The organism is Mesorhizobium sp. B2-4-1 (assembly GCF_006442185.1).
In the GTDB taxonomy this organism is placed as follows: domain Bacteria; phylum Pseudomonadota; class Alphaproteobacteria; order Rhizobiales; family Rhizobiaceae; genus Mesorhizobium.
In genome coordinates this window covers 1-18,443 of record NZ_VFVN01000004.1, presented here as the reverse complement: position 1 = coordinate 18,443, position 18,443 = coordinate 1, and the positions used below count along the sequence as shown (strand labels likewise).

Sequence of the window (18,443 nt, the reverse complement as noted above, 5' to 3'; positions counted from 1 at the left end):
GATACATCGTAAGATATATCTTGACTCCACGCTGGCGTGTGCCTAGCTAAGATATGTCGTAAGATATAACTCAAGGAGCAATCAATGCACGGACACAATCATTTTGGCGATCGCGCCGAGCGCGTCTTCATGCACATGGCCGGCAAATTTGGCGGCAGAGGCGGGGGCGGCGGCTTTGGCCCGTTCGGCCATGGCAGGGGCGGCGGACGCGGCGGCCCGGGCGACATGTTCCGCGCCGGGCGCATGCTGGCCGACGGAGACCTCAAGCTGATCACGCTGTCGCTGCTGGCCGAGGCGCCACGCCATGGTTATGACATCATCAAGGCCTTGGAGGAGCGCACCAGCGGCATCTACAGCCCGAGCCCGGGCGTGGTCTACCCGACGCTGACCTTCCTGGAAGAGGCAGGCTATGCCGTGTCCTCGAGCGAAGGCAACAAGAAGGTGTTTTCCATCACCGAGGCCGGGCAGGCGCATCTTGCCGACAACCGTGAGATGATCGAGGGCGTGCTAGACCATCTCGAGCGCTTCGGCCGCAAGATGGCCAAGGCGCGCGACTGGTTCGGCTGGAATGACGATAGCGAGGACCGGCGCGGCGGCCGAGGCGGCCGTTCGGAAAAGCGCGACGAATTCCGTGCGCTGCGCCACCGGCTGCGCGCCGCGCTGAGCGACATCGTCGATGCGCCGGCGGACAAGCAGGCCGCGGCGATGAGCATCCTCGAAGACGCCGCCGCCGCGCTCGAAGCGCTGTCGCGCAAATAGCCGGCTTCGGTCCAACCGGCACGGCCCTTGCCCGTTCAAGCAAGGAGCGATAGTGAAATTCATCCTGCGCCACATTATGTGGTGCGGGATGAATGCTGTTGGAGGAAGCCCGATGTCTTTTCTGAAGCGTCTTTTCGGCGGTGGCGGTGATGAAGCGGCCGAGCCAAAGAGCGCCGCACCGGCCAAGCAGGTGGAGCACAAGGGTTTCACGATCAGCGCCACGCCCTACAAGGCCGATGGCCAGTACCAGACCTGCGGCGTCGTCTCCAAGGACGTCGACGGCGTCCTGAAGGAACACAGATTCATCCGCGCCGATCGCTTCGCCGGGTTGGACGACGCCGTCGACATCTCGATCAAGAAGGGCATCCAGCTCGTCGACGAGCAGGGCGAGCGGATGTTCGGGTAGACCGCCGACGAACGGCTCAAGAATTCCAGAGATCCGAGGGCCGGTCCAGATATGGGCCGGCCCTTTCGTTTGCTCCGCTATGCCGGCTGCAACGCTCTGCGCGGCAGTGGCGGGAAGGCGATGGCGATGCCCGCCGCACCCAGCCCGATGAGGGCCGAACCGATGAACAGCCAATGGTAGTTGGCGTAGGCGTCGAACACCATGCCGCCGGCGAGCGGGCCGAGCGCCATGCCGAGGCTGGACAGCATGGTGGCGGCGCCGAACACGGTGCCCAGGATGCGCTGGCCGAAATATTCGCGCGCCAGCACTGCGTAGAGGGGCATGACGCCGCCATAGGTGGCGCCGAAGACGACGGCCAGCATGTAGAACTGGCCGAGCTGACTGATCGAGAGATAGGCGGCGATCACCACGGCCTGGATCAACAAGCCGGCGATCAGCACCGGCTTGACGCCAAGCCTGTCGGCGAGCACGCCATAGAGCAGACGCCCGCCAAGCCCGGCAAGGCCCTCGACGCTGTAGATCGAGACGGCGGCCATGGGTGCCACGCCGCACAGCATGGCATAGCTGACCATGTGGAAAATCGGCCCCGAATGCGCCGCGCAACAGGCGAAGAAGGTCAGCCCCAGCACGATGAATTGCGGCGAGCGCAGCGCTTGGCCGACGCTCAGGCCGGCGCCCTCGGCAACCGGCGAGGAGCCAGTGTCGGTCACGACAGGCTTCGGTGGCTGGCGCACCAGAAGCACCGCCGGCAGGAGCAGCACCCAAGCCATGATGCCGATGTCGAACATGGCGGTGCGCCATTCATAGGCCGAGATCAGCCAGCGGGCGAAGGGCGAGATCGTCATCGGCGCGACGCCCATGCCGGCCGAGACCAGCGACACGGCAAGGCCGCGATTGGTGTCGAACCAGCCTGTTGTAAGCGCGATCATCGGTGCGAAGAAGGCGCTGGCCGCGAGCCCGACGAGCACGCCAAAGGTGATCTGGAAGGTGACAAGCGAGCCCGCACGGCTGGCCAGCACCAACGCCAGGCCGAGGAGCACCGCGCCGACCGTGACGACGATGCGGGCGCCGAAGCGGTCCGACAGCGCGCCCCAGGCGAAGCCGCCAAGGCCCATGACCAGGAAATTGAGCGTCATCGCGCTCGATATGCCGGCGCGTGACCAACCGGTATCGAGCGCCATCGGCTCGAGGAAGATCGCCAGCGAAAACATCGTGCCGATGGCGACACAGGACATCAGCGCGCCGGCCGCGACAATGACCCAACGATAGGAAAGGTTCATGGTTTTCTCCCATGCCGTAAGGCATTTGTTGTGCGGCACGGCCTGACTTGGCCTGCCGCTTGCGTCCGAAGGACGCCGGCGCCGGCACCAATCCTACAATCCGGTTGCATTTTTTATCCAGTCTGAGATGAGGCCATTTCCCGGCGCCTAGATCGGCAGTTCCGATGTGTATTTGATGGTCTGGCTGGGAACGTCGGTCTTGACGTTCTGCACGCCCTTGATGCGGCTGAGATGTTCCGACTGGAAGCGGCGGTAGTCGTCGATGCCGGCCGCCACCACGCGCACCATGGCGTCGCAGTCGCCGAGCATCAGATAACATTCCATCACCTGCGGCAGCTTGGCCACTTCGGTGGCGAAATGCTCGATCGTGTCTTCGTCCTGCGCTTTCAGCCAGATGCGGGTGAAGAAGGTCAGGCCCTTGCCGATGCGGGCCGGATTGAGCACTGCGACGTAGCGGTCGATGACGCCGGCCTCCTCCAGGAGCTTGACGCGGCGCAGGCACGGGGACGGCGACAGGCCGACTTCAGCGGCCAGCTCATTGTTGGCCATGCGCCCATCGCGCTGCAGCGCCCGCAGGATGCGCCTGTCGATCTCGTCAAGTTTCATGGCTCTAAATTCCGTTTCTCTGGTGATTAATGGTACAAGATGCCAAAATTTGATGAAAGACAACAATCTTCGCAACCAAATTGCGAGGCCTGGCGGCTATGGTCGCCCTGACATCAGCGACATCCAACGGAACCGGCAGAGGCGGCCGCGCGGCGCGGCCGGAGGAAGATCATGAGCATTGCGAGATCGGCGGCGGGCGGCGGATTGAACTCCGAGTTCCGGCGGGGCGTGGCCTCCTGCGCGCCCGTGCTGTTCGGCACCATCCCTTATGCGCTGGTGCTTGGTGCACAGGCCACACAGAGAGGGCTCAGCACCGCAGAACTGTCGCTGCTGACGGGACTGAACTTCGCTGGCGGCTCGGAATTCGCGGCGATCCAGCTGTGGACGTCGCCGCCGCATGTCCTGCTCATCGTCGCCATCACCTTCCTGGTCAACAGCCGCCATCTCCTGATGGGGGCGGCACTGGCGCCGTTCCTGCGCGACCTGCCGCGGCGCAAGGCGTTTTCCGCGCTGTTCTTCATGTGCGACGAAAGCTGGGCGCTCGGCCTGGCCGACGCCAAACGGCGCGCCGCCGACGGCGTCGCGCCGGCCTTCAGCCGGCGCTACTATATGGGCGCGGCACTGGCGATGTACCTGACCTGGGTGGCCTTCACCATAATTGGCGCCTTGCTCGGCCCGGTGCTGGGCGACGCCGAGACCTACGGCTTCGACATGGCGTTCGCGGCCGTCTTCCTGGTACTGCTGCGCGGCATGTGGAAGGATGTTGCCGCTGCGCGGCCGTGGCTGGTCAGTCTGATCATCGCGGCGCTGACCTACCTTTTCGTTCCCGGCGCCTGGTATGTAGCGGCGGGCGCGCTGGCGGGGCTGGTCTCGGCCTGGCTGTTGTGGAGGGATGAGGCATGATCGACGCGCAGACGCTTCTCACCATCGTGCTGATGGCCGGTGTCACGTACCTCAGCCGCGTCGGCGGCTATGTCGTGCTGCGCAATCGGGTGCTCAGCGCGCGGGCAACGGCCGTGATGGAGGCGGCGCCCGGCTGCGTGCTGATCTCGGTGATCGCGCCTGCCTTCGTCTCGAAAAACCCGGCCGATCTTCTGGCTCTGGCCGTCACGCTGATTGCCGCCACGCGATTTTCGATGCTGCCGACCGTGCTGATCGGGGTCGCTTCGGCGGGACTGCTGCGGCACATCATTGGATAGGCCAAAAAAGGCAGGCGCGGGCGCCTGCCTTCGATCTGGTTGGCAATCAGAGCTTTTACGCGGCTGCCGCGACATCCCGGCTGGCAGCCACCACGGCGTCGACCTTGGCGGTTGCCTTGGCGAGCGCTTCGCTGACTGCGTCAGGACCCTTGGCGACGCCTTCGATGCGGATGACGTCGACGTCGGTCATGCCGATGAAGCCGAGCACCGAGCGCAAATAAGGAACGGCGTGATCGAACTGCACAGCCGCGCCTTCCGAGTAGATGCCGCCGGATGCCAGCACGATATAGACCTTCTTGCCGGTGACGAGGCCTTTGGGGCCATTTTCGCCGTAAGCAAAGGTTTTGCCGGATCGGGCGACATGGTCGACCCAGGACTTCAGCGTCGAGGAGATGTTGAAGTTGATGAAGCCGGTGGCCAGGATCACCGTGTCGGCGGCAAACAGTTCGTCGAGCACGGCATCCGAGACCCCGACCACTTCGGCCTGACGCGGCGTGCGGGCTTCGGCAGGGGTGTATATGCCGGTCGCATAGTCGGTATCGATATGCGGCAGCGGGTTGGCGACGAGGTCGCGCACGACAAGCGTGTTCGACGGGTCGGCGGCGAGCAGCTTCTGAGCGAATTCGGTGGCGATACGGGTCGAGTGCGAGGCCGCGCCGCGCGGGCTCGACGTGACGAGAAGAATGGACATGGTGGGTCTCTCCAGTGGAATTGGATTGTCCCGCTACATATGGGCTTTCGATCCATCAGATAAACTGGTATATTTTCTATACGATCCATCCATTAATTAGATACAATAATGCAACCCAACCCGACACTCGACCAGCTTCAGATCCTCGTGGCCGTTGCCGACACCGGCAGTTTTTCCGCCGCCGGCCGCAAGCTCAACCGGGCGCAATCCGTCATCAGCTACGGCATCGCCAATCTCGAGGCGCAACTCGGGCTGAAGCTGTTCGAGCGCGAGGGCACGCGAGAGCCGCAGCTGACCGAGATCGGTCGGGCGATGCTGGAAGACGCGCGGCGGATGATCAGCGTGCTGCACCGCATACGCTCGCGCGTCGATGGTCACCATCGGGGGCTGGAGGCGGAAGTCGCGCTGTCGGTGGATGCGGCGCTGCCTTCGCCAGTGCTGGTGCGGGTGCTCAAGGCGTTCGAGGCGCAATTTCCGACCGTGATGCTGCGCCTGCACATCGGCACACTCGGCGTAATCCCCGACCATGTTGTCGGTGGCCAGGCCGATCTCGGCATTGGCGGCCTGCTGGGCGATGTCGACGTCCACCTGGTGGGCATAGGCTTCATGTCGATAGTGCTGGCGGCCGCGCCCACCCACCCGCTGGCGCTGCTGCCCAAACCGGTCGCGATCGAGGACGCGCGCGAACACACACAACTCGTCGTCACCGACCAGTCCGAGCGTACCAAGGGGCGCGATTTTGGCGTCTTCGCCTACCGAACCTGGCGACTGACGGACCTGCGCACCAAACATATGTTGATGCGTGAGGGGCTGGGCTGGGGCGGGCTGCCGCGTTGGCTGATCGCTGACGATCTGGCTACCGGCCGTCTCGTGGAACTCGACCTCGAGCCTTTCAGGGAGGTGCGTTCGCCGCTTTATGCCATGCACCGCGCCGACCGCAGCCCGAAGCCGGCGGCGGCCTGGCTGATCGACCAGTTCAAGCGCCAACTTGGCTGCTTCAACGAGTTCGAGCCGGGCGAGGCGCCCGACGAAGAGCCGGAAATTTCCAGCGCACAGATTTGATTCCAACCTTTGCCCTGGATCTCATCGGCGGGAAGCCTCGGATCACGCGCGGGACAACCCATCGATCAGTGCCGTGAGAACGGTGCGGTAGTCTTCGGCCGAACCGCCCGCCTCAATGGCAAGTGCCGCGCGGTCGAAGGCGGCGGCGAGCAGGGCGGTCGTCGCTTCGGCCGGAAGCTTCTTTATGGTCCGCGCCCGCATCGCCGCGACCAGCCCTTCGCGCAGCGAGCGATTGCCATGGCGGTTGTCGATGGCGTCCATTTCGGCGCGGCCGAGCACGGCCGGGCCGTCGAGCAGCAGGAGCCGCGTGCGGCCGGGCGCGCGCATGGCGGCAAGATAGGCGTCGGAGCCGGCAATGAGCGCGTCGCGGGCATTGAGCGAAGGCGGCGCTGCGCCCTCGATCTCCCGCGCCACCGCCTGAGCCTCCTGCTCGACGACGGCGCCGAACAGCGCCTGCTTGTCGGAGAAGTGGTGGTAGAGCGCGCCGCGCGTCACGCCGGCCGCGGCGACGATCTCTGGTGTGCCGGTCTCGGCGTAGGATTTTTCGATGAACAGTTTTCGCGCCGCGGCGATCAGATCGGCGCGTGTCGCCTCGGTGCGGTCACGGTTCGAACGGCGCGCTGATCTCTGTTGCATACATGCAGCCTGTATGTTAATTCAATTTACATGCAGACTGTATGTTGCTTGACGGGAGAAGGAAAGATGAAGACGACCAGCTATTATCCGGTGCTGATGACCGGGGACGTTGCCGGCACAGCGGCGTTCTATGTCGAACATTTCGCCTTCCGGCCGCTGTTTACGAGCGACTGGTACGTGCATCTGCAATCGGTGGAGAGCAAGCGCGTCAATCTCGGTATCGTGCAAGGCGACCATGAGACGATCCCGGAAGAGGGACGGGGTCGGAGCTCGGGCCTGCTGATCAACTTCGAAGTCCGTGATCCCGATGCGGTCTATGAGCGGATCACAGCCGCCGGCCTGCCCATCCTTCGGTCCCTGCGCGACGAGCCTTTTGGCCAGCGCCATTTCATCACCAGGGATCCCAACGGCGTCCTGATCGATGTCATCAAGCCGATCCCGCCAAGCGAGGAATTCCTGGCACAGTATGCGCAGGGTGCAGTGAGCGCCTGAGTGGAAACCCTCAACCAGCCCTTGCCACTGGCGTCACTGTCACCTGGCTGACGCCGGTGCGGCGCACCACCGTGCACCGCGTCTCGCGGCCGATCCGCTCGGCGTCGAGCAAACGCACCAGGTCGTCGACGCCGGTGACCGGTCGGCCGTCTATCGCGGCGACGATATCGCCTTCCCTGAGGCCGGCCTTGGCCGCAGGGCCCTCCTTCTCGACGCCGCGCAGCCGAACCGCGGTCTTGCTCGATACTTGTGACAGAAGGGCTGCGCGACGGGGCAGGTTGACGGTGTCGGCCGACACCCCGATGAAGGCGCGACGGACGCGGCCGAAACGGATGATCTCCGAAATGACGAAATTGGCGGTGTTGGAGGCGACGGCAAAGGCAATGCCTTGCGCACCATGGATCATGGCGGTGTTGACGCCGATCACCTCGCCCGCCGAGGATACCAACGGTCCGCCGGAATTGCCGGGGTTGAGCGCGGCGTCGGTCTGGATGACGTCGTCGATCAGCCGCCCGGTGGAAGCGCGCATCGAGCGGCCGAGCGCCGAGACGACGCCCGAGGTGACGGTCCATTCGAAGCCGAGCGGGTTGCCGATGGCTATGGCGATCTGGCCGCGCCGCAGGCGCTTGGAATCGCCCAGCGGCGCGACATCGGCAAAGCTGCCGTCGGCGCGCACCAGCGCGATGTCGGTGTCGGCGTCGCGGCCGAGCACGCGGCCTTCGCTGGAGGCGCCGTCGGGCATCGATACGCGCACCGTTCTGGCATCGCCGACGACGTGGAAGTTGGTGACGACGAGCCCATCATGCGCAATGACGAAGCCCGACCCATGCCCGCCCTGGCCACCGATGCGCTCGATGCGGCAGACGGCCGGGCCGATGCGGTCGACAGCATCGGCCACCGTCGTCGAGTAGGCGTCGAGCAGCGCGGCGTCGGATTGGAATTTGGCGGCAGCAACGGCCATTGGCAGGCTCCATGTTTTCAGGCGCAACGATGACTATATGTGCGGAGCGGCTTCATCCGCCGCGACCTGACCAGATGGCCAGTCGCCCGGCCGACTAGCCGTCAGGCGAGTATCTCCAAGCGCGCTGCCGCGCGATATCTGGGGCATGGATGAACCCAGGAGACTGTTATGAGCGAATTCAATCTAAGTGCCTTTTCGGAAGCCATTGCCGATCTGGCAGCCAAGGCGGCACCGGCGACCGCGAGCTTCACCACCCACAATCATCGCACAGCGAGCGCTTTCCATTGGCGCGACGGCTACTTCGTTGCCGCCGAGGAAGCCGTCGAGGCCGGCGAGGAGATCGAGCTGACGCTGGCTTCGGGCGAGACGGTGAAGGCCGATCTTGTCGGCCGCGATCCCTCGACCGGCGTCGCCCTGCTCAAGCCGGCCGGTGCTACCAATGCCGAGCCGTTGGCCAGGGCGGATGCGGTGCGGCCCGGCAACATTGCCGTCGCCATCGGCAACAGCCGGGGTTCGGCGTTGGCAGTTTCAGGCTCGGTCGGCGAAGTCGGCCCGGCCTGGCGCTCAATGCGCGGCGGCACCATCGACCGGCGCATCAACCTGGCGGTGGGCGCCGGCGGCCGTTTCGAGGGCGGCCCGGTGCTCGATGCCAAGGGCGCGCTGATCGGCATGCTGTTGTTCGGGCCGCGCGGCCGCGCGCTGGTCATGCCTTACGAGACGATCGAGCGGGCGGTCGCGACGCTGCGCGAAAAAGGCCATGTCGCCCGCGGCTATCTCGGCGCCGGCTTGCATCCGATCCGCGACGGCGAGGCCCGCGGCGCCATCGTCATGAGCCTTGATGACAACGGTCCGGCCAAGGCCGCCGGCCTTTCCCTCGGCGACATCATCGTCGCCTGGAACGGCGAGGCGGTGAGCGGCCCGCGCGAGCTGATCCGCAGGCTCGGGCCCGACAGCGCCGGAGCTTCGGTTACGCTCGGTGTCGTGCGCGGCGGAGAACAGCGCGACGTGGCGCTGACGGTCGGCGAAAAGCCGCTCAGCTGAGAGGATTGATGGACGCGATCGCGACAGGCGAGATGACGCAAAGCGGCACCGGCGAGCGGCAGCTGGTCGTGCTGGTCGCGCTCGGTGATGCCGCGCGCGCCGAGCGGCTGTCCGCGTCGCTTGCCGCGACCGACGATCTGCTGCCGGTGACGCCGGGCAGCAGCGAAGCGGTTGATGTCGCCATCGTCGACGAGACCGCCGGCCCCACGGGTGCGGGAACAGGGAAGGGCGACGCCGTTCCCGCCGCGACCGCGCGGGTGCTGTTGTCTTCGCAGGCCGGCCTGGCACGGCCGCAGGGGCAGGTGTTCGCCGTGCTGCCGACGGCGGCGGATGCAATGCTGATTGCGGCCGCCGCCAGGCTGGCGGCGGCCGGCTACCGCGTCTTTGGCGACAGCGGATCCGTTCCTGGCCGCCGCGATGATTTCCACGGCGGCGATATTGGCGGCGACGGCCTTTTCGACGAGGAGCATCCCGACGAGCATGCCGCCCGCCCGGCGCTGTCGCCGCGAGAAGCGGAAGTGCTGGCGCTGCTGGCCGAGGGCGCCCCCAACAAGGTAATCGCGCGGCGGCTCGACATTTCCGTGCATACGGCGAAGTTCCACGTCGCAGCGATCCTGATCAAGCTCGGCGCCGCCAACCGAACGGATGCCATCGCCATTGCCATGCGGCAGGGGCTGGTGTTGGTCTGAGGTGACGTCTCAGCCGGAATTTGACGATCATCGCCAACGAATGGACCCTCCGCAGCGTCAGCATGGCCTGCCGCCGCAAGCTCTTGTATCCGGGACCGCCACAGGCAAGGATCGCGCCACCGGACAATGCAAGCGGAGGAAAAATGTCGCTCAAGGGAAAGACGCTGTTCATCTCCGGCGGGTCGCGCGGCATCGGGCTGGCGATCGCCTTGCGCGCCGCGCGCGACGGCGCCAATGTGACGATCGCGGCCAAGACCGCCGAGCCACATCCGAAACTGCCGGGCACGATCTACACCGCCGCTGAAGAGATCGAGCAAGCCGGCGGCAAGGCGCTGCCGGTCCTGTGCGACATTCGCGAGGAGGCGCAAGTGGCCGAAGCGGTGTCGAAGACGGTCGAAAAATTCGGCGGCATCGATATCTGTGTCAACAATGCCAGCGCCATCCAGCTCACCGGGACCCTGGAAACCGACATGAAGCGTTACGACCTGATGCACCAGATCAACACGCGCGGCACGTTTCTCGTTTCCAAAATGTGCATTCCGCACCTGAAGTTGGCCGGGAATCCTCATATCCTGAATCTGGCGCCGCCGCTCGACATGAAGGCCAAGTGGTTCAAGAACCATGTCGCCTACACCATGGCCAAGTTCGGCATGTCCATGTGCACGCTGGGCATGAGCGCGGAGTTCGCCAAGGACGGCATCGCGGTCAATTCGCTGTGGCCGATCTCGACCATCGATACCGCGGCGGTGCGCAATCTTCTGGGCGGCGCGACGGTGGCCGCGATGAGCCGTTCGCCCGAAATCATGGCCGATGCCGCGCATGCCATCTTCATGCGGCCATCACGCGAAGCGACCGGCAATTTCTACATCGACGAGGAAGTGCTGCGCGCCGAGGGGATCAGCGATTTTTCGGTGTATGCGCCGGGTGCGGCCGGGCCGCTGGCCGGCGACTTTTTTGTCCCGGACGAGGTGTTTGCCAATTCCGACACGAAGATCAGGACGGCTTTCTAAGCTGTCTCGAGGCGCAATTCCGGATGAAACTCGGTTTCAGATTTTCCTGGAGTTGCTCTGAGCAAAAAGCCCCGCCGGAGAGGGCCGGCGGGGCTCAGTGCGTCCCGCTGGAGTCGGGACGGGGCAGGGAACGCCCGATCCTGAATCTGGGGTAGGCCACCTCGCGATTCAATGAGCGGGATCTAACGCCAGGACAATTCTTGTTGAACTTGGGGCCGTTGCCCGCGATCTCGCCCATCCCGGTTTAGCCGGGATGGGCCTTTTACCGATCCGATTCCAGAAGCCTGCTCAAGCGTCTGGAAATGCAGACATTTGATGGATCATGATCTTTTCCGAAAGCCGGTTTCCAGCTTTCCCGACCATGGTCAGTTGTTGCTCGCCACCGGCGCCACCAGCGAGGTGATGCGGCGGATGGCGACACGCCGGTTCTCGCGGTTGGGGCCTGAGGTGTCGACCTTCAGATATTCCTCGCCATAGCCCTGCGTGGTCAGGTTTTCAGGCGGTATGCCGAAGGCGTTGGTCAGCGCTTCGGCCACCGCTTCGGCGCGGCGGTCCGACAGAGCGAGGTTCGCCTCCGGTGTGCCGACAGCGTCGGTGTGGCCTTCGATCAGGAAAGTCTCGGCCGGGTTTTTCTTCAACAGCTTCTCCATGGCCGTGGCGACACCCTCGAGCTTCTGCACCTCGGCATCGGAGATCGAGGAAGAGCCGAATTCGAAGTTCAGCGTGTCAAGATCGATGCGCCGGGCAATGTCGCGCACCCGTGCGGAACGCTTGACCTCGTTGATCGAATAGAGGCGCTGCACCTTCTCCACCGGCGGTTGCTCGAGGAAGGTGTAGTAGTCGTCCGGGCTTTCGACCTCTTCGGAGTCAAGGATGTAGTCCCGGCGCGGAATGGTCAGCCGCATCGGTGGTAGGTCGTCGCCCGGATCGCGCCAATCGTTATCGTCGTCGTAGCTTCGTTCGTCGACATAGCTCAACACATACTCATGACCGTCGGGCATGATGCGCGACCGCTGGATGATGTCGCCGTAGCGGTTGCGGATGGTGACGATCTGCACGCCGTTGTCGCGCTCGACTGTCTCGCGCGTGCGGCCTTGCGACAGATCCTCATAGTAGACATCCTTGGCGCCGCGGGTCAGGCGCGGCCGGTCACTGCTCTGAACGTATGTCTGATCGTTGAGCTGAATGATGACGCGATCGCCGATCTCCTTGAGCACGTCGACACCCTTCGGGCGGCGGCGGTCGCGGATGTTCTCGTCCGGTGCGCGCTCGAGGCGTTTGCCCTTCTCCTCGGTAACCGGGACGATTTTTTCCGGTTTGATCTCCTGCTGAGCAGCTCTATCGTCGGTCGGGGGCGGACCCTGGTCGACGGGAGCGACCGCGGGTTGGCGGCCCTGAGCACCGCCCTGCCGGGCGTTTTGCCCACCATTCTGCTGCTCGCCGTTTTGCTGCTCGCCATTCTGGTTGGCGGGGTTCCTGCTGGCCTGGCCGTTCTCGCCGCGGCCGCGGCGTCTGGCATCCTTCTGGCTGTCGAGAATGGGGGCAGCGTTCTTGTCGGCGGACGTCTCGGCCTGCTCGGGGTTTTGCCCCTGGACAGGCGCGGCCTTGCCGGCACTGGGCTGTTCACCCGTGGCCGGCTGCTCGCCCGTTGCAGGCTGCCTGCCGGTTTGCTGTTGTTCGCCATTGGCCGGCTGCTGTTCGCCATTGGCCGGCTGCTCGCTAGCCGGTTGTCTGGCGTTCTTTTTCCTCTTGTCTTGGGGTTGTTCGCCCTGGGCTGCCGGCCTCTCGCCTGAGGGTGCCGGTTCTGCCTTGGGTGCTTCTGCGGCAGGTGCTTCCTTCGGTGTCGGCACGGCGCTGGGCTCGGCCTGCTGCTCCTGTTTGCGCTTCTTGCGCTGGTTGTCGTTGGCAGGTTCCGTTTGGCCCGCCGGTGCCTGTTCGGTCTGCTGTTGTTGGTCGCGCTTCTTCCTGCGCGGCTGCTGTTCCTCGGTGGCGGGTGCTGCCTCACCGGCTGGCGCCTGCTCGGTCTGCTGCTGCTGGTCGCGCTTCTTCCTGCGCGGCTGCTGTTCCTCGACAGCGGGCGCGGCTTCACCGGCGGGCGCCTGCTCGACCTGCTGCTGGTCGCGCTTCTTCCTGCGTGGCTGTTGTTCCTCGGCAGCTGGTGCGGCCTGCTGCGCGGGGGCTTGTTCGGTCTGCTGTTGCTGATCGCGCTTCTTCCTGCGCGGTTGTTGTTCCTCGACGGCGGGCGCGGCTTCACCAGCGGGCGCCTGCTCGACCTGCTGCTGATCGCGCTTCTTCCTGCGTGGCTGTTGTTCCTCGGCGGCTGGCGCGGGCTGCTGTGCGGGTGCCTGTTCGGTCTGCTGTTGTTGCTGATCGCGCTTCTTCTTGCGTAGCAGTTCCTGATCGCTCTGCTGTGCATCGTCAGTCTGGGTGTCCTGGGCCAGGACCAGCGGCATTGCGCTGTCTCGCATGGGGCCGAACGCGGCACTTCCCTGAAGCGGGGATGCGCCCAACGGCGCGGATGCCATCAGCAGGCCGAGTGCGGTGCCTGCCAGAATCCGTGGTTGGCGTTTCATCGAAATTCTCCTTGTGGGGTCCCATCCTTGCCGAAACCGATTTTAACGAAATTGGTTCCGGCGGCTCATGGTTAGGGACCGTACGGGGCGATTGGCCGGCCTTTTGAAGGCAACTTCATGTCTTTCGACGGGGGTGCCGCCCCATTCCAGCCTTTGCCCTGCTTGACCTTCGCGGCGGCTGGGGCCACATGCCGGAGATGGAAACGCCGTTCTGGAAAACAAAGACGCTGGAAGCAATGAGCCCGGCCGAGTGGGAATCGCTCTGCGACGGCTGCGGCAAATGCTGCCTGTCGAAGCTCGAGGACGAGGATACTGGCGACATCTACTGGACCAGCGTCGGCTGCCGCCTGTTCGACGCGCAGACATGCCGCTGTTCGGACTATCACAACCGGCTGGCGCGCGTTCCCGATTGCGTCGGGCTGACGCCGCAAAATGTACGCACCATCAGTTGGCTGCCCAGCACCTGCGCCTACCGGCTGGTCGCGGAGGGGCGCGATCTCTACTGGTGGCACCGTCTGGTGTCGGGCAGTGCCGAGACGGTGCATGAAGCCGGCATGTCGATGCGCGGCCGGGTCAAGGCCAGCGAGACGGACCTGGCCGAGCCGGAGGATTATTTCGACTATATGCTCGATGACGAGCCATAGCTCGCATCGGGATGACGAGCCATAGCGCGCATCGGGATGACGAGCCATAGCTCGCATCGGGATGACGAGCCCTGAGGCCGGTGTCCGCAAGGGCGCGCAGGAACCAGGAACCATGCGAGACGTTTGGGGCACATTGTTGGAAAACCGGCAGAAGCTTCCTTTTTCCGCCACATGAACCGCGGATGAACGGCGGGTTCGTAAATAGTTCAGACAGGCGGGTGCATTCTCCCATCATCGATTTCAAGAGGACGGGCGAGAGCCCGCAACAAGGAGAGAAGACCATGTTCAACACGGTGAAAACGGCAGCCCTTTCGGCCCTCGTCGGCCTCGGTACGCTGGCGGCCGTTCCCGCCCATGCCGACAGCCTTTACCTGGGCTTCGGCAACAACAACGATCCGCGCTTCGGCGTCTATGCCGGGGATGACGGCTATCGCCACCGCCGTGATGAACGCCGCGACGACTGGCGCCGCGGCTGTTCGCCCGACTGGGCCCTGAACAAGGCCGAACGCATGGGGCTGCACCGTGCCCGCATCGTCGACGTCAGCCGCCGCACGGTCAAGGTGATGGGCCGCCAGTATGGCGACCGCGTCGTCATCGTGTTCGCCAACGAGCGTGGTTGCCCTATCATCAACCGCTGAGCCTCTTAAGGCGCGACCTTCTGCGAGGGTTGGTAGCGACATGATCCTCTGCGGGATCAGTCGCAGACACCACCCTCTGCGAAGATCCGTCTGGAGACATGATCCTTTCAGGATCAGTCTGGAGACACGACCTTCTGCGAAGGTCGGTCTGGAGTAGTGGAGCCGCTTTCCTTCGGGAAGAATGCGGCTCAAAAAACCCGCGGGAGCGATCCCGCGGGTTTTTCATGCACCACGGCGGACGGTTCAGGGTCGGGCTCGGCCATGGACCATCGAAGACGCTTATTTCAGTTCGAAGGTAACGGTGACCTGGACATTGTAGGCGTTCTCGCCGGCCTGCACCGGAGCAGCACCGACGGCCGCGTCGAAGGCCTTGGCGTTGATCGGCATCGGTGGCGGCGCGATGTTCTGGTCAGTGATTTCGATCACCCGGCCTATACTGACGCCGGCTGCTTCCGCCAGCGTCTTGGCCTTGGCCATGGCATCGGCCACCGCCTTTTTGCGCGCTTCGGTGACGGTGGCAGCCGGATTGTCGTTGGTGAAGACGATGCCGCCGCCCTGGTTGACGCCCAGCGACACCGCCTTGTCGAGGATCTCACCGGTCTTGTCGACGTCGCGCACGCGCACCGACAGTGTGTTGGTTACCTGGTAAGCAATCAATTCGGCCTCCTGGCCGCCGTCGGGCTTGTTTGTGTAGTTATAGCGCGGATTGATCTGGATGCCCGCGGTCTGGAGGTCGCGGTCCTTGATGCCGGCCGACTTCATCGCGGCGATCACGGCCGCCATGGCGTCGTTGTTGGCATCCAGTGCGGCGCGCGCCGTCTTGGCTTCGCGCATGACGCTGAGCGTCAGGACCGCCAGGTCGGGCGCTACGGTCGCCGCCCCTTCGCCCGAAACCACGATACGGGGCGGTGTCGGCGACTCAGCGGCCGCGGCCAGCGTCGGAAAGGCGATGGCGGCGGCGAGTGCGAGGGGCAAAAGAGGTCTGGTCATGAAATCTCCTCGGGTAAGCATATCCACGCCCAGCGGGCGCACGCGGCTCCTTATGGCGCGATTATGGGCTGATTTGGACGATTGTGACCAGCGGTCCCGGAAAGCCTTGTGCCGCGATGCGAAAAACATTAATCCAGCCCGCGTGGGGCCTGTAGCTCAATGGTTAGAGCCGGCGGCTCATAACCGCTTGGTTGGGGGTTCGAGTCCCTCCGGGCCCACCATTATCGTTATTTATAGTGCGTTAAATGGTGGCTCGCCACGAGGTTGGCCAACAGGTTTCGCCAAGCAATGGTTTGCGCGTTACCAGCCTTACGACTCGGTCCATGCCCTGCACAGCCAAACGCACCTGCGACGCTTCCCGGGAATAGAGTTCGGCATGGTCGATATCGTCATGGCCGAGAACGTCCATCATCTGCCTGGTGGATGCTTCCGCCTCGGCGAGATAAACCCCGAGTGACTTCCTCAAACCGTGCAGTGTAAGGCCCTTCGGCAATCCGGCGAGAGCGAGGTACGGAACGTCCCGGACCACGAGGTGCAATGTGTCGATCCTCAGGGCGTAGCCCTTTTCAAGCAGTCGGCGGATGTCGTCGTTATGACTGGCCAGTTCGATTAACACTGAAGACCATTCCTTCCTTGACCTTCACGCTGCCACCCGGAGCCAGGATGCCTTCCGGCTTGTGACCGTCGCCGCGGGTGTAAGTTACCGAGTAGGTGATCTCGGGTGCTGCGGATAATCGGGATAAGCTAGTGTCACCACCTCGGCGTAGGTGATGGTGTCCTTCTTCGGGACCTCGTAGGGGCTGCCGTCAACAATGATGGTGACGGTCTTGTCCTTGCCCTTTTCGTTCTCCTGGGTCTGCATTTTAGGATATCCTTGTGTTGAAGCCGCTAACCGCGCGGCGGGAAGGGATCGTTGCCGTAAGAGTTCGAGTCGCGGATCTGCCCGTTGGGGCGATGGATCACCACCTCGCTGTGCTGGTTGATGGCGATGTCTCTTGCCGAGGCGACCGCACCGGCTTGGGTCGGATGAAGCGAAGTGGCGCGGTTATTGCCGGCGCCGAGCACCGCCCACTGACCGTCGCGAGGTACGACATGCTGATTTTTGCCCATGAAAGTCTCCGTTAAGGTTCGTTTGTCCGTCGGCAGGCAGCAGCGGTGCGCCATCATGTGCTCGGAAACGCTTTGGTGGCGCTGCCACAGGAGAATCGTCGCGAATTATCTGATCAGTCGTGGCGAGTCCGCGCCGCCGCGGCATCGGAGACGCGCAAGGTCGGGTGTGTGAGGCGGATGTTCGGCTTGCGCCGGGTTTTGTGCAGTCCTGCATTTGAATACGTGCTTTGCCTGCACCAGCCGCCCATCAGGGTGCGGAACTGAGCCAATTCATGAAACCTTGCTGGAAGCGCCGAGGCACTTCGGCCTCTGGCACGTTCCACGAATTGAGAGACGCTTGCCTGCTTCGGGTCACTGCACGAGCATGCTCGCATCGGTATGGAGGTCCGATCGACCAGCCGGGCATACTACCAACCGGTGCTAGGGATAGCGTCCAAAAAAGCGCCTAAGTTCGAAGTGCTACTGCATCTCTCCACTTCCGCGACTATGTGAGAAGGATTCAATCTCCTCCAAGTCAATCCTGCCATCGCCGTTCTCGTCGACGACGTCAAATATCCTCCCGATCACATCCTGGATCTCGCTCTGCGAAAGTGCTCCATCGCCGTCGGCGTCCATTATCGCAAACATTATTTTCATCCTGGCCGCGTGCATCATGCGAGGCCCCATGCGATCAGGCTTTCGAGCTATCCTGTCCCCATCGTGCGGCCCTTGCCCTATGTCCCGGTGCCAATCTTGCCGATGCGGAAGCCTTTCTTCGGGGCCGCGATCTCCCTGCAGCTTGTCCTGTAACATCTCGTCCATCATCTGCCGCATCATCTCACGCGTCTGGTCTTCTGTCTGTTTGTTAGGGCCTGGCAGTGGTGTGGATCCAGACTGCTGCGGCGGCGGCTTAAGCTCCGGTGTCCCACTCGTCTGGGCCAGCGCCGGCAAGCTTAACATGACCAAAGCAGCGGCAGCTGCCGTCGTCCCACATTGTACTTTCATCGGATTTTCCTTCCTTGAATGGCCATGCCAAACTTCGGCATCACGGCCAAACTTGCTCCTCAGACTTTGGTTCCGGATGCAAGCTGCACAATAGAAGCTCAAATCGTGAGGTTCGGCAGCTGAAGTACGATGCAGCGATGTCGAGCGACAACATCTTCGGTCATTTGATGGGCCGCCTCGCTCACGGCTGCGGGGTACTCACCGTTTGGCGGGCGCCGACGACGCAAACCGCCGCCGAACTGGAAGCGATTGCATCTTCACACGGCTGGACGCCCGAACCCGTGTTGAGGAACTGTCGGCTTCGGAGACTGTCAGTGGCGCGGCCATCAGACGATTTCCAGACTGCCGACCTTCGCTTGGGTGAGACGCGTAAAGGCTATCGAACGCGCAATCGAGGAACACAAACCACGGTGATCGTTGCTGCCGAAATGGTGAGATAGAGAATGCTCGCAGGCTGCTCCTAAAAAAGATGATCGAACGCCGCTTGGAATGGAACATGCGCTCCCACCACTGCTTGGCGCTCCGCCGGCATGCATTGTAGAGCTTGGCACAACGGGAACCTGCGTTGCAGTCGAAAGTTCTTGATGATGGCAACTCGCCCGATCACGAGCGTGCTCACCTCAATTGGCACGTTGACCTCTCGGCCGGCAGCATTCCTGGTGCTGCTGGCTT

Annotated in this window: 22 protein-coding genes, 1 tRNA gene and 4 pseudogenes; 14 read left to right on the top strand and 13 right to left on the bottom strand. The window is 63.7% G+C overall.

Annotated features, from left to right (window positions below; all coding sequences use genetic code 11):
• Positions 1–84: 84 nt before the first annotated feature.
• Both FJ949_RS11730 and FJ949_RS11725 read left to right on the top strand, forming a co-directional pair.
• A complete protein-coding gene (locus FJ949_RS11730; RefSeq protein WP_140495908.1) occupies positions 85–759 on the top strand; it encodes a PadR family transcriptional regulator in 675 nt (224 codons plus the stop codon).
• Between the two features lie 112 nt (positions 760–871).
• Complete coding sequence (locus FJ949_RS11725) at positions 872–1,165, top strand: HlyU family transcriptional regulator (protein WP_140495907.1); 294 nt, start codon at positions 872–874, stop codon at positions 1,163–1,165.
• Between the two features lie 77 nt (positions 1,166–1,242).
• Here FJ949_RS11725 and FJ949_RS11720 read toward each other — a convergent pair whose 3' ends face one another.
• Positions 1,243–2,445, bottom strand: coding sequence for an MFS transporter (locus FJ949_RS11720; protein WP_140495906.1), 1,203 nt, complete (start codon positions 2,443–2,445; stop codon positions 1,243–1,245).
• Positions 2,446–2,592: 147 nt separating this feature from the next.
• Positions 2,593–3,051 carry an Lrp/AsnC family transcriptional regulator gene (locus FJ949_RS11715; protein ID WP_140495905.1) on the bottom strand — a complete coding sequence of 153 codons (459 nt, stop codon included), beginning with the start codon at positions 3,049–3,051 and terminating at the stop codon, positions 2,593–2,595.
• 171 nt (positions 3,052–3,222) lie between these two features.
• On the opposite strand from FJ949_RS11715, the gene FJ949_RS11710 reads away from it, so the two are divergent.
• Both FJ949_RS11710 and FJ949_RS11705 read left to right on the top strand, forming a co-directional pair.
• Complete coding sequence (locus FJ949_RS11710; protein WP_140495904.1) at positions 3,223–3,954, top strand: AzlC family ABC transporter permease; 732 nt, start codon at positions 3,223–3,225, stop codon at positions 3,952–3,954.
• Positions 3,951–4,250 carry an AzlD family protein gene (locus FJ949_RS11705; RefSeq protein ID WP_140495903.1) on the top strand — a complete coding sequence of 100 codons (300 nt, stop codon included), beginning with the start codon at positions 3,951–3,953 and terminating at the stop codon, positions 4,248–4,250. The genes FJ949_RS11710 and FJ949_RS11705 overlap by 4 nt, the downstream gene beginning before the upstream one ends.
• A 55-nt stretch (positions 4,251–4,305) precedes the next feature.
• Here FJ949_RS11705 and FJ949_RS11700 read toward each other — a convergent pair whose 3' ends face one another.
• Positions 4,306–4,941, bottom strand: coding sequence for an FMN-dependent NADH-azoreductase (locus FJ949_RS11700; protein ID WP_140495902.1), 636 nt, complete (start codon positions 4,939–4,941; stop codon positions 4,306–4,308).
• A gap of 108 nt (positions 4,942–5,049) precedes the next feature.
• Here FJ949_RS11700 and FJ949_RS11695 point away from each other — a divergent pair, with 108 nt between their 5' ends.
• Positions 5,050–6,003 (top strand): LysR family transcriptional regulator, encoded by a 954-nt coding sequence (locus FJ949_RS11695; RefSeq protein ID WP_140495901.1) that lies wholly within the window; start codon positions 5,050–5,052, stop codon positions 6,001–6,003.
• Between the two features lie 42 nt (positions 6,004–6,045).
• Here FJ949_RS11695 and FJ949_RS11690 read toward each other — a convergent pair whose 3' ends face one another.
• A complete protein-coding gene (locus FJ949_RS11690; RefSeq protein ID WP_140495900.1) occupies positions 6,046–6,639 on the bottom strand; it encodes a TetR/AcrR family transcriptional regulator in 594 nt (197 codons plus the stop codon).
• 66 nt (positions 6,640–6,705) lie between these two features.
• On the opposite strand from FJ949_RS11690, the gene FJ949_RS11685 reads away from it, so the two are divergent.
• Positions 6,706–7,131: a VOC family protein gene (locus tag FJ949_RS11685; protein ID WP_140495899.1), complete on the top strand. Its 426-nt coding sequence runs from the start codon at positions 6,706–6,708 to the stop codon at positions 7,129–7,131.
• 10 nt (positions 7,132–7,141) lie between these two features.
• Here the strand turns inward: FJ949_RS11685 and FJ949_RS11680 are convergent, their stop codons facing one another.
• The gene (locus FJ949_RS11680; RefSeq protein ID WP_140495898.1) at positions 7,142–8,092 is read right to left on the bottom strand and encodes a trypsin-like peptidase domain-containing protein; all 951 of its coding nucleotides are present in this window, start codon (positions 8,090–8,092) and stop codon (positions 7,142–7,144) included.
• Between the two features lie 168 nt (positions 8,093–8,260).
• Here FJ949_RS11680 and FJ949_RS11675 point away from each other — a divergent pair, with 168 nt between their 5' ends.
• From FJ949_RS11675 to FJ949_RS11665, 3 genes are all read left to right on the top strand, one after another.
• Positions 8,261–9,133 (top strand): S1C family serine protease, encoded by an 873-nt coding sequence (locus tag FJ949_RS11675; RefSeq protein ID WP_140495897.1) that lies wholly within the window; start codon positions 8,261–8,263, stop codon positions 9,131–9,133.
• 8 nt (positions 9,134–9,141) lie between these two features.
• Complete coding sequence (locus tag FJ949_RS11670; protein ID WP_140495896.1) at positions 9,142–9,822, top strand: helix-turn-helix transcriptional regulator; 681 nt, start codon at positions 9,142–9,144, stop codon at positions 9,820–9,822.
• A 143-nt stretch (positions 9,823–9,965) separates the two neighbouring features.
• On the top strand, positions 9,966–10,832 hold the full coding sequence (locus FJ949_RS11665; protein WP_140495895.1) for an NAD(P)-dependent oxidoreductase: 867 nt from the start codon (positions 9,966–9,968) through the stop codon (positions 10,830–10,832).
• A gap of 365 nt (positions 10,833–11,197) precedes the next feature.
• Here FJ949_RS11665 and FJ949_RS11660 read toward each other — a convergent pair whose 3' ends face one another.
• Complete coding sequence (locus tag FJ949_RS11660; RefSeq protein WP_140495894.1) at positions 11,198–13,405, bottom strand: OmpA family protein; 2,208 nt, start codon at positions 13,403–13,405, stop codon at positions 11,198–11,200.
• 197 nt (positions 13,406–13,602) lie between these two features.
• Between FJ949_RS11660 and FJ949_RS11655 the strand changes: the two genes are divergently transcribed.
• Together FJ949_RS11655 and FJ949_RS11650 are read left to right on the top strand one after the other, a co-directional pair.
• Positions 13,603–14,049, top strand: coding sequence for a YcgN family cysteine cluster protein (locus FJ949_RS11655; RefSeq protein WP_140496402.1), 447 nt, complete (start codon positions 13,603–13,605; stop codon positions 14,047–14,049).
• A 281-nt stretch (positions 14,050–14,330) separates the two neighbouring features.
• Positions 14,331–14,687 carry a hypothetical protein gene (locus tag FJ949_RS11650; RefSeq protein WP_140495893.1) on the top strand — a complete coding sequence of 119 codons (357 nt, stop codon included), beginning with the start codon at positions 14,331–14,333 and terminating at the stop codon, positions 14,685–14,687.
• Positions 14,688–14,966: 279 nt separating this feature from the next.
• Here the strand turns inward: FJ949_RS11650 and FJ949_RS11645 are convergent, their stop codons facing one another.
• Complete coding sequence (locus FJ949_RS11645; protein ID WP_140495892.1) at positions 14,967–15,677, bottom strand: SIMPL domain-containing protein; 711 nt, start codon at positions 15,675–15,677, stop codon at positions 14,967–14,969.
• Between the two features lie 145 nt (positions 15,678–15,822).
• Here FJ949_RS11645 and FJ949_RS11640 point away from each other — a divergent pair.
• Positions 15,823–15,898: transfer RNA gene (locus FJ949_RS11640), tRNA-Ile, on the top strand.
• 20 nt (positions 15,899–15,918) lie between these two features.
• Here the strand turns inward: FJ949_RS11640 and FJ949_RS11635 are convergent.
• The 5 genes and pseudogenes from FJ949_RS11635 to FJ949_RS11625 all read right to left on the bottom strand — a co-directional run.
• Positions 15,919–16,188, bottom strand: a pseudogene (locus FJ949_RS11635) (tyrosine-type recombinase/integrase); the annotation flags it as partial.
• A gap of 3 nt (positions 16,189–16,191) precedes the next feature.
• Positions 16,192–16,293: pseudogene (locus tag FJ949_RS31075) on the bottom strand (hypothetical protein); the annotation flags it as partial.
• Positions 16,268–16,342: a hypothetical protein gene (locus FJ949_RS31070; protein WP_347439606.1), complete on the bottom strand. Its 75-nt coding sequence runs from the start codon at positions 16,340–16,342 to the stop codon at positions 16,268–16,270. The pseudogene FJ949_RS31075 and the gene FJ949_RS31070, both read right to left, overlap by 26 nt.
• A 35-nt stretch (positions 16,343–16,377) precedes the next feature.
• Positions 16,378–16,539: a multiubiquitin domain-containing protein gene (locus tag FJ949_RS31065; RefSeq protein WP_246679088.1), complete on the bottom strand. Its 162-nt coding sequence runs from the start codon at positions 16,537–16,539 to the stop codon at positions 16,378–16,380.
• A 26-nt stretch (positions 16,540–16,565) separates the two neighbouring features.
• A complete protein-coding gene (locus tag FJ949_RS11625; protein WP_140495891.1) occupies positions 16,566–16,787 on the bottom strand; it encodes a DUF2188 domain-containing protein in 222 nt (73 codons plus the stop codon).
• Positions 16,788–16,812: 25 nt separating this feature from the next.
• Between FJ949_RS11625 and FJ949_RS30640 the strand changes: the two are divergent.
• Positions 16,813–16,917, top strand: a pseudogene (locus tag FJ949_RS30640) (DUF488 family protein); the annotation flags it as partial.
• A 329-nt stretch (positions 16,918–17,246) separates the two neighbouring features.
• On the opposite strand, the gene FJ949_RS11615 reads toward FJ949_RS30640, so the two are convergent.
• Positions 17,247–17,771: an EF-hand domain-containing protein gene (locus FJ949_RS11615; protein ID WP_140495889.1), complete on the bottom strand. Its 525-nt coding sequence runs from the start codon at positions 17,769–17,771 to the stop codon at positions 17,247–17,249.
• Between the two features lie 221 nt (positions 17,772–17,992).
• Between FJ949_RS11615 and FJ949_RS30635 the strand changes: the two are divergent.
• Positions 17,993–18,179, top strand: a pseudogene (locus tag FJ949_RS30635) (serine/threonine protein kinase); the annotation flags it as partial.
• Between the last annotated feature and the right edge of the window lie 264 nt (positions 18,180–18,443).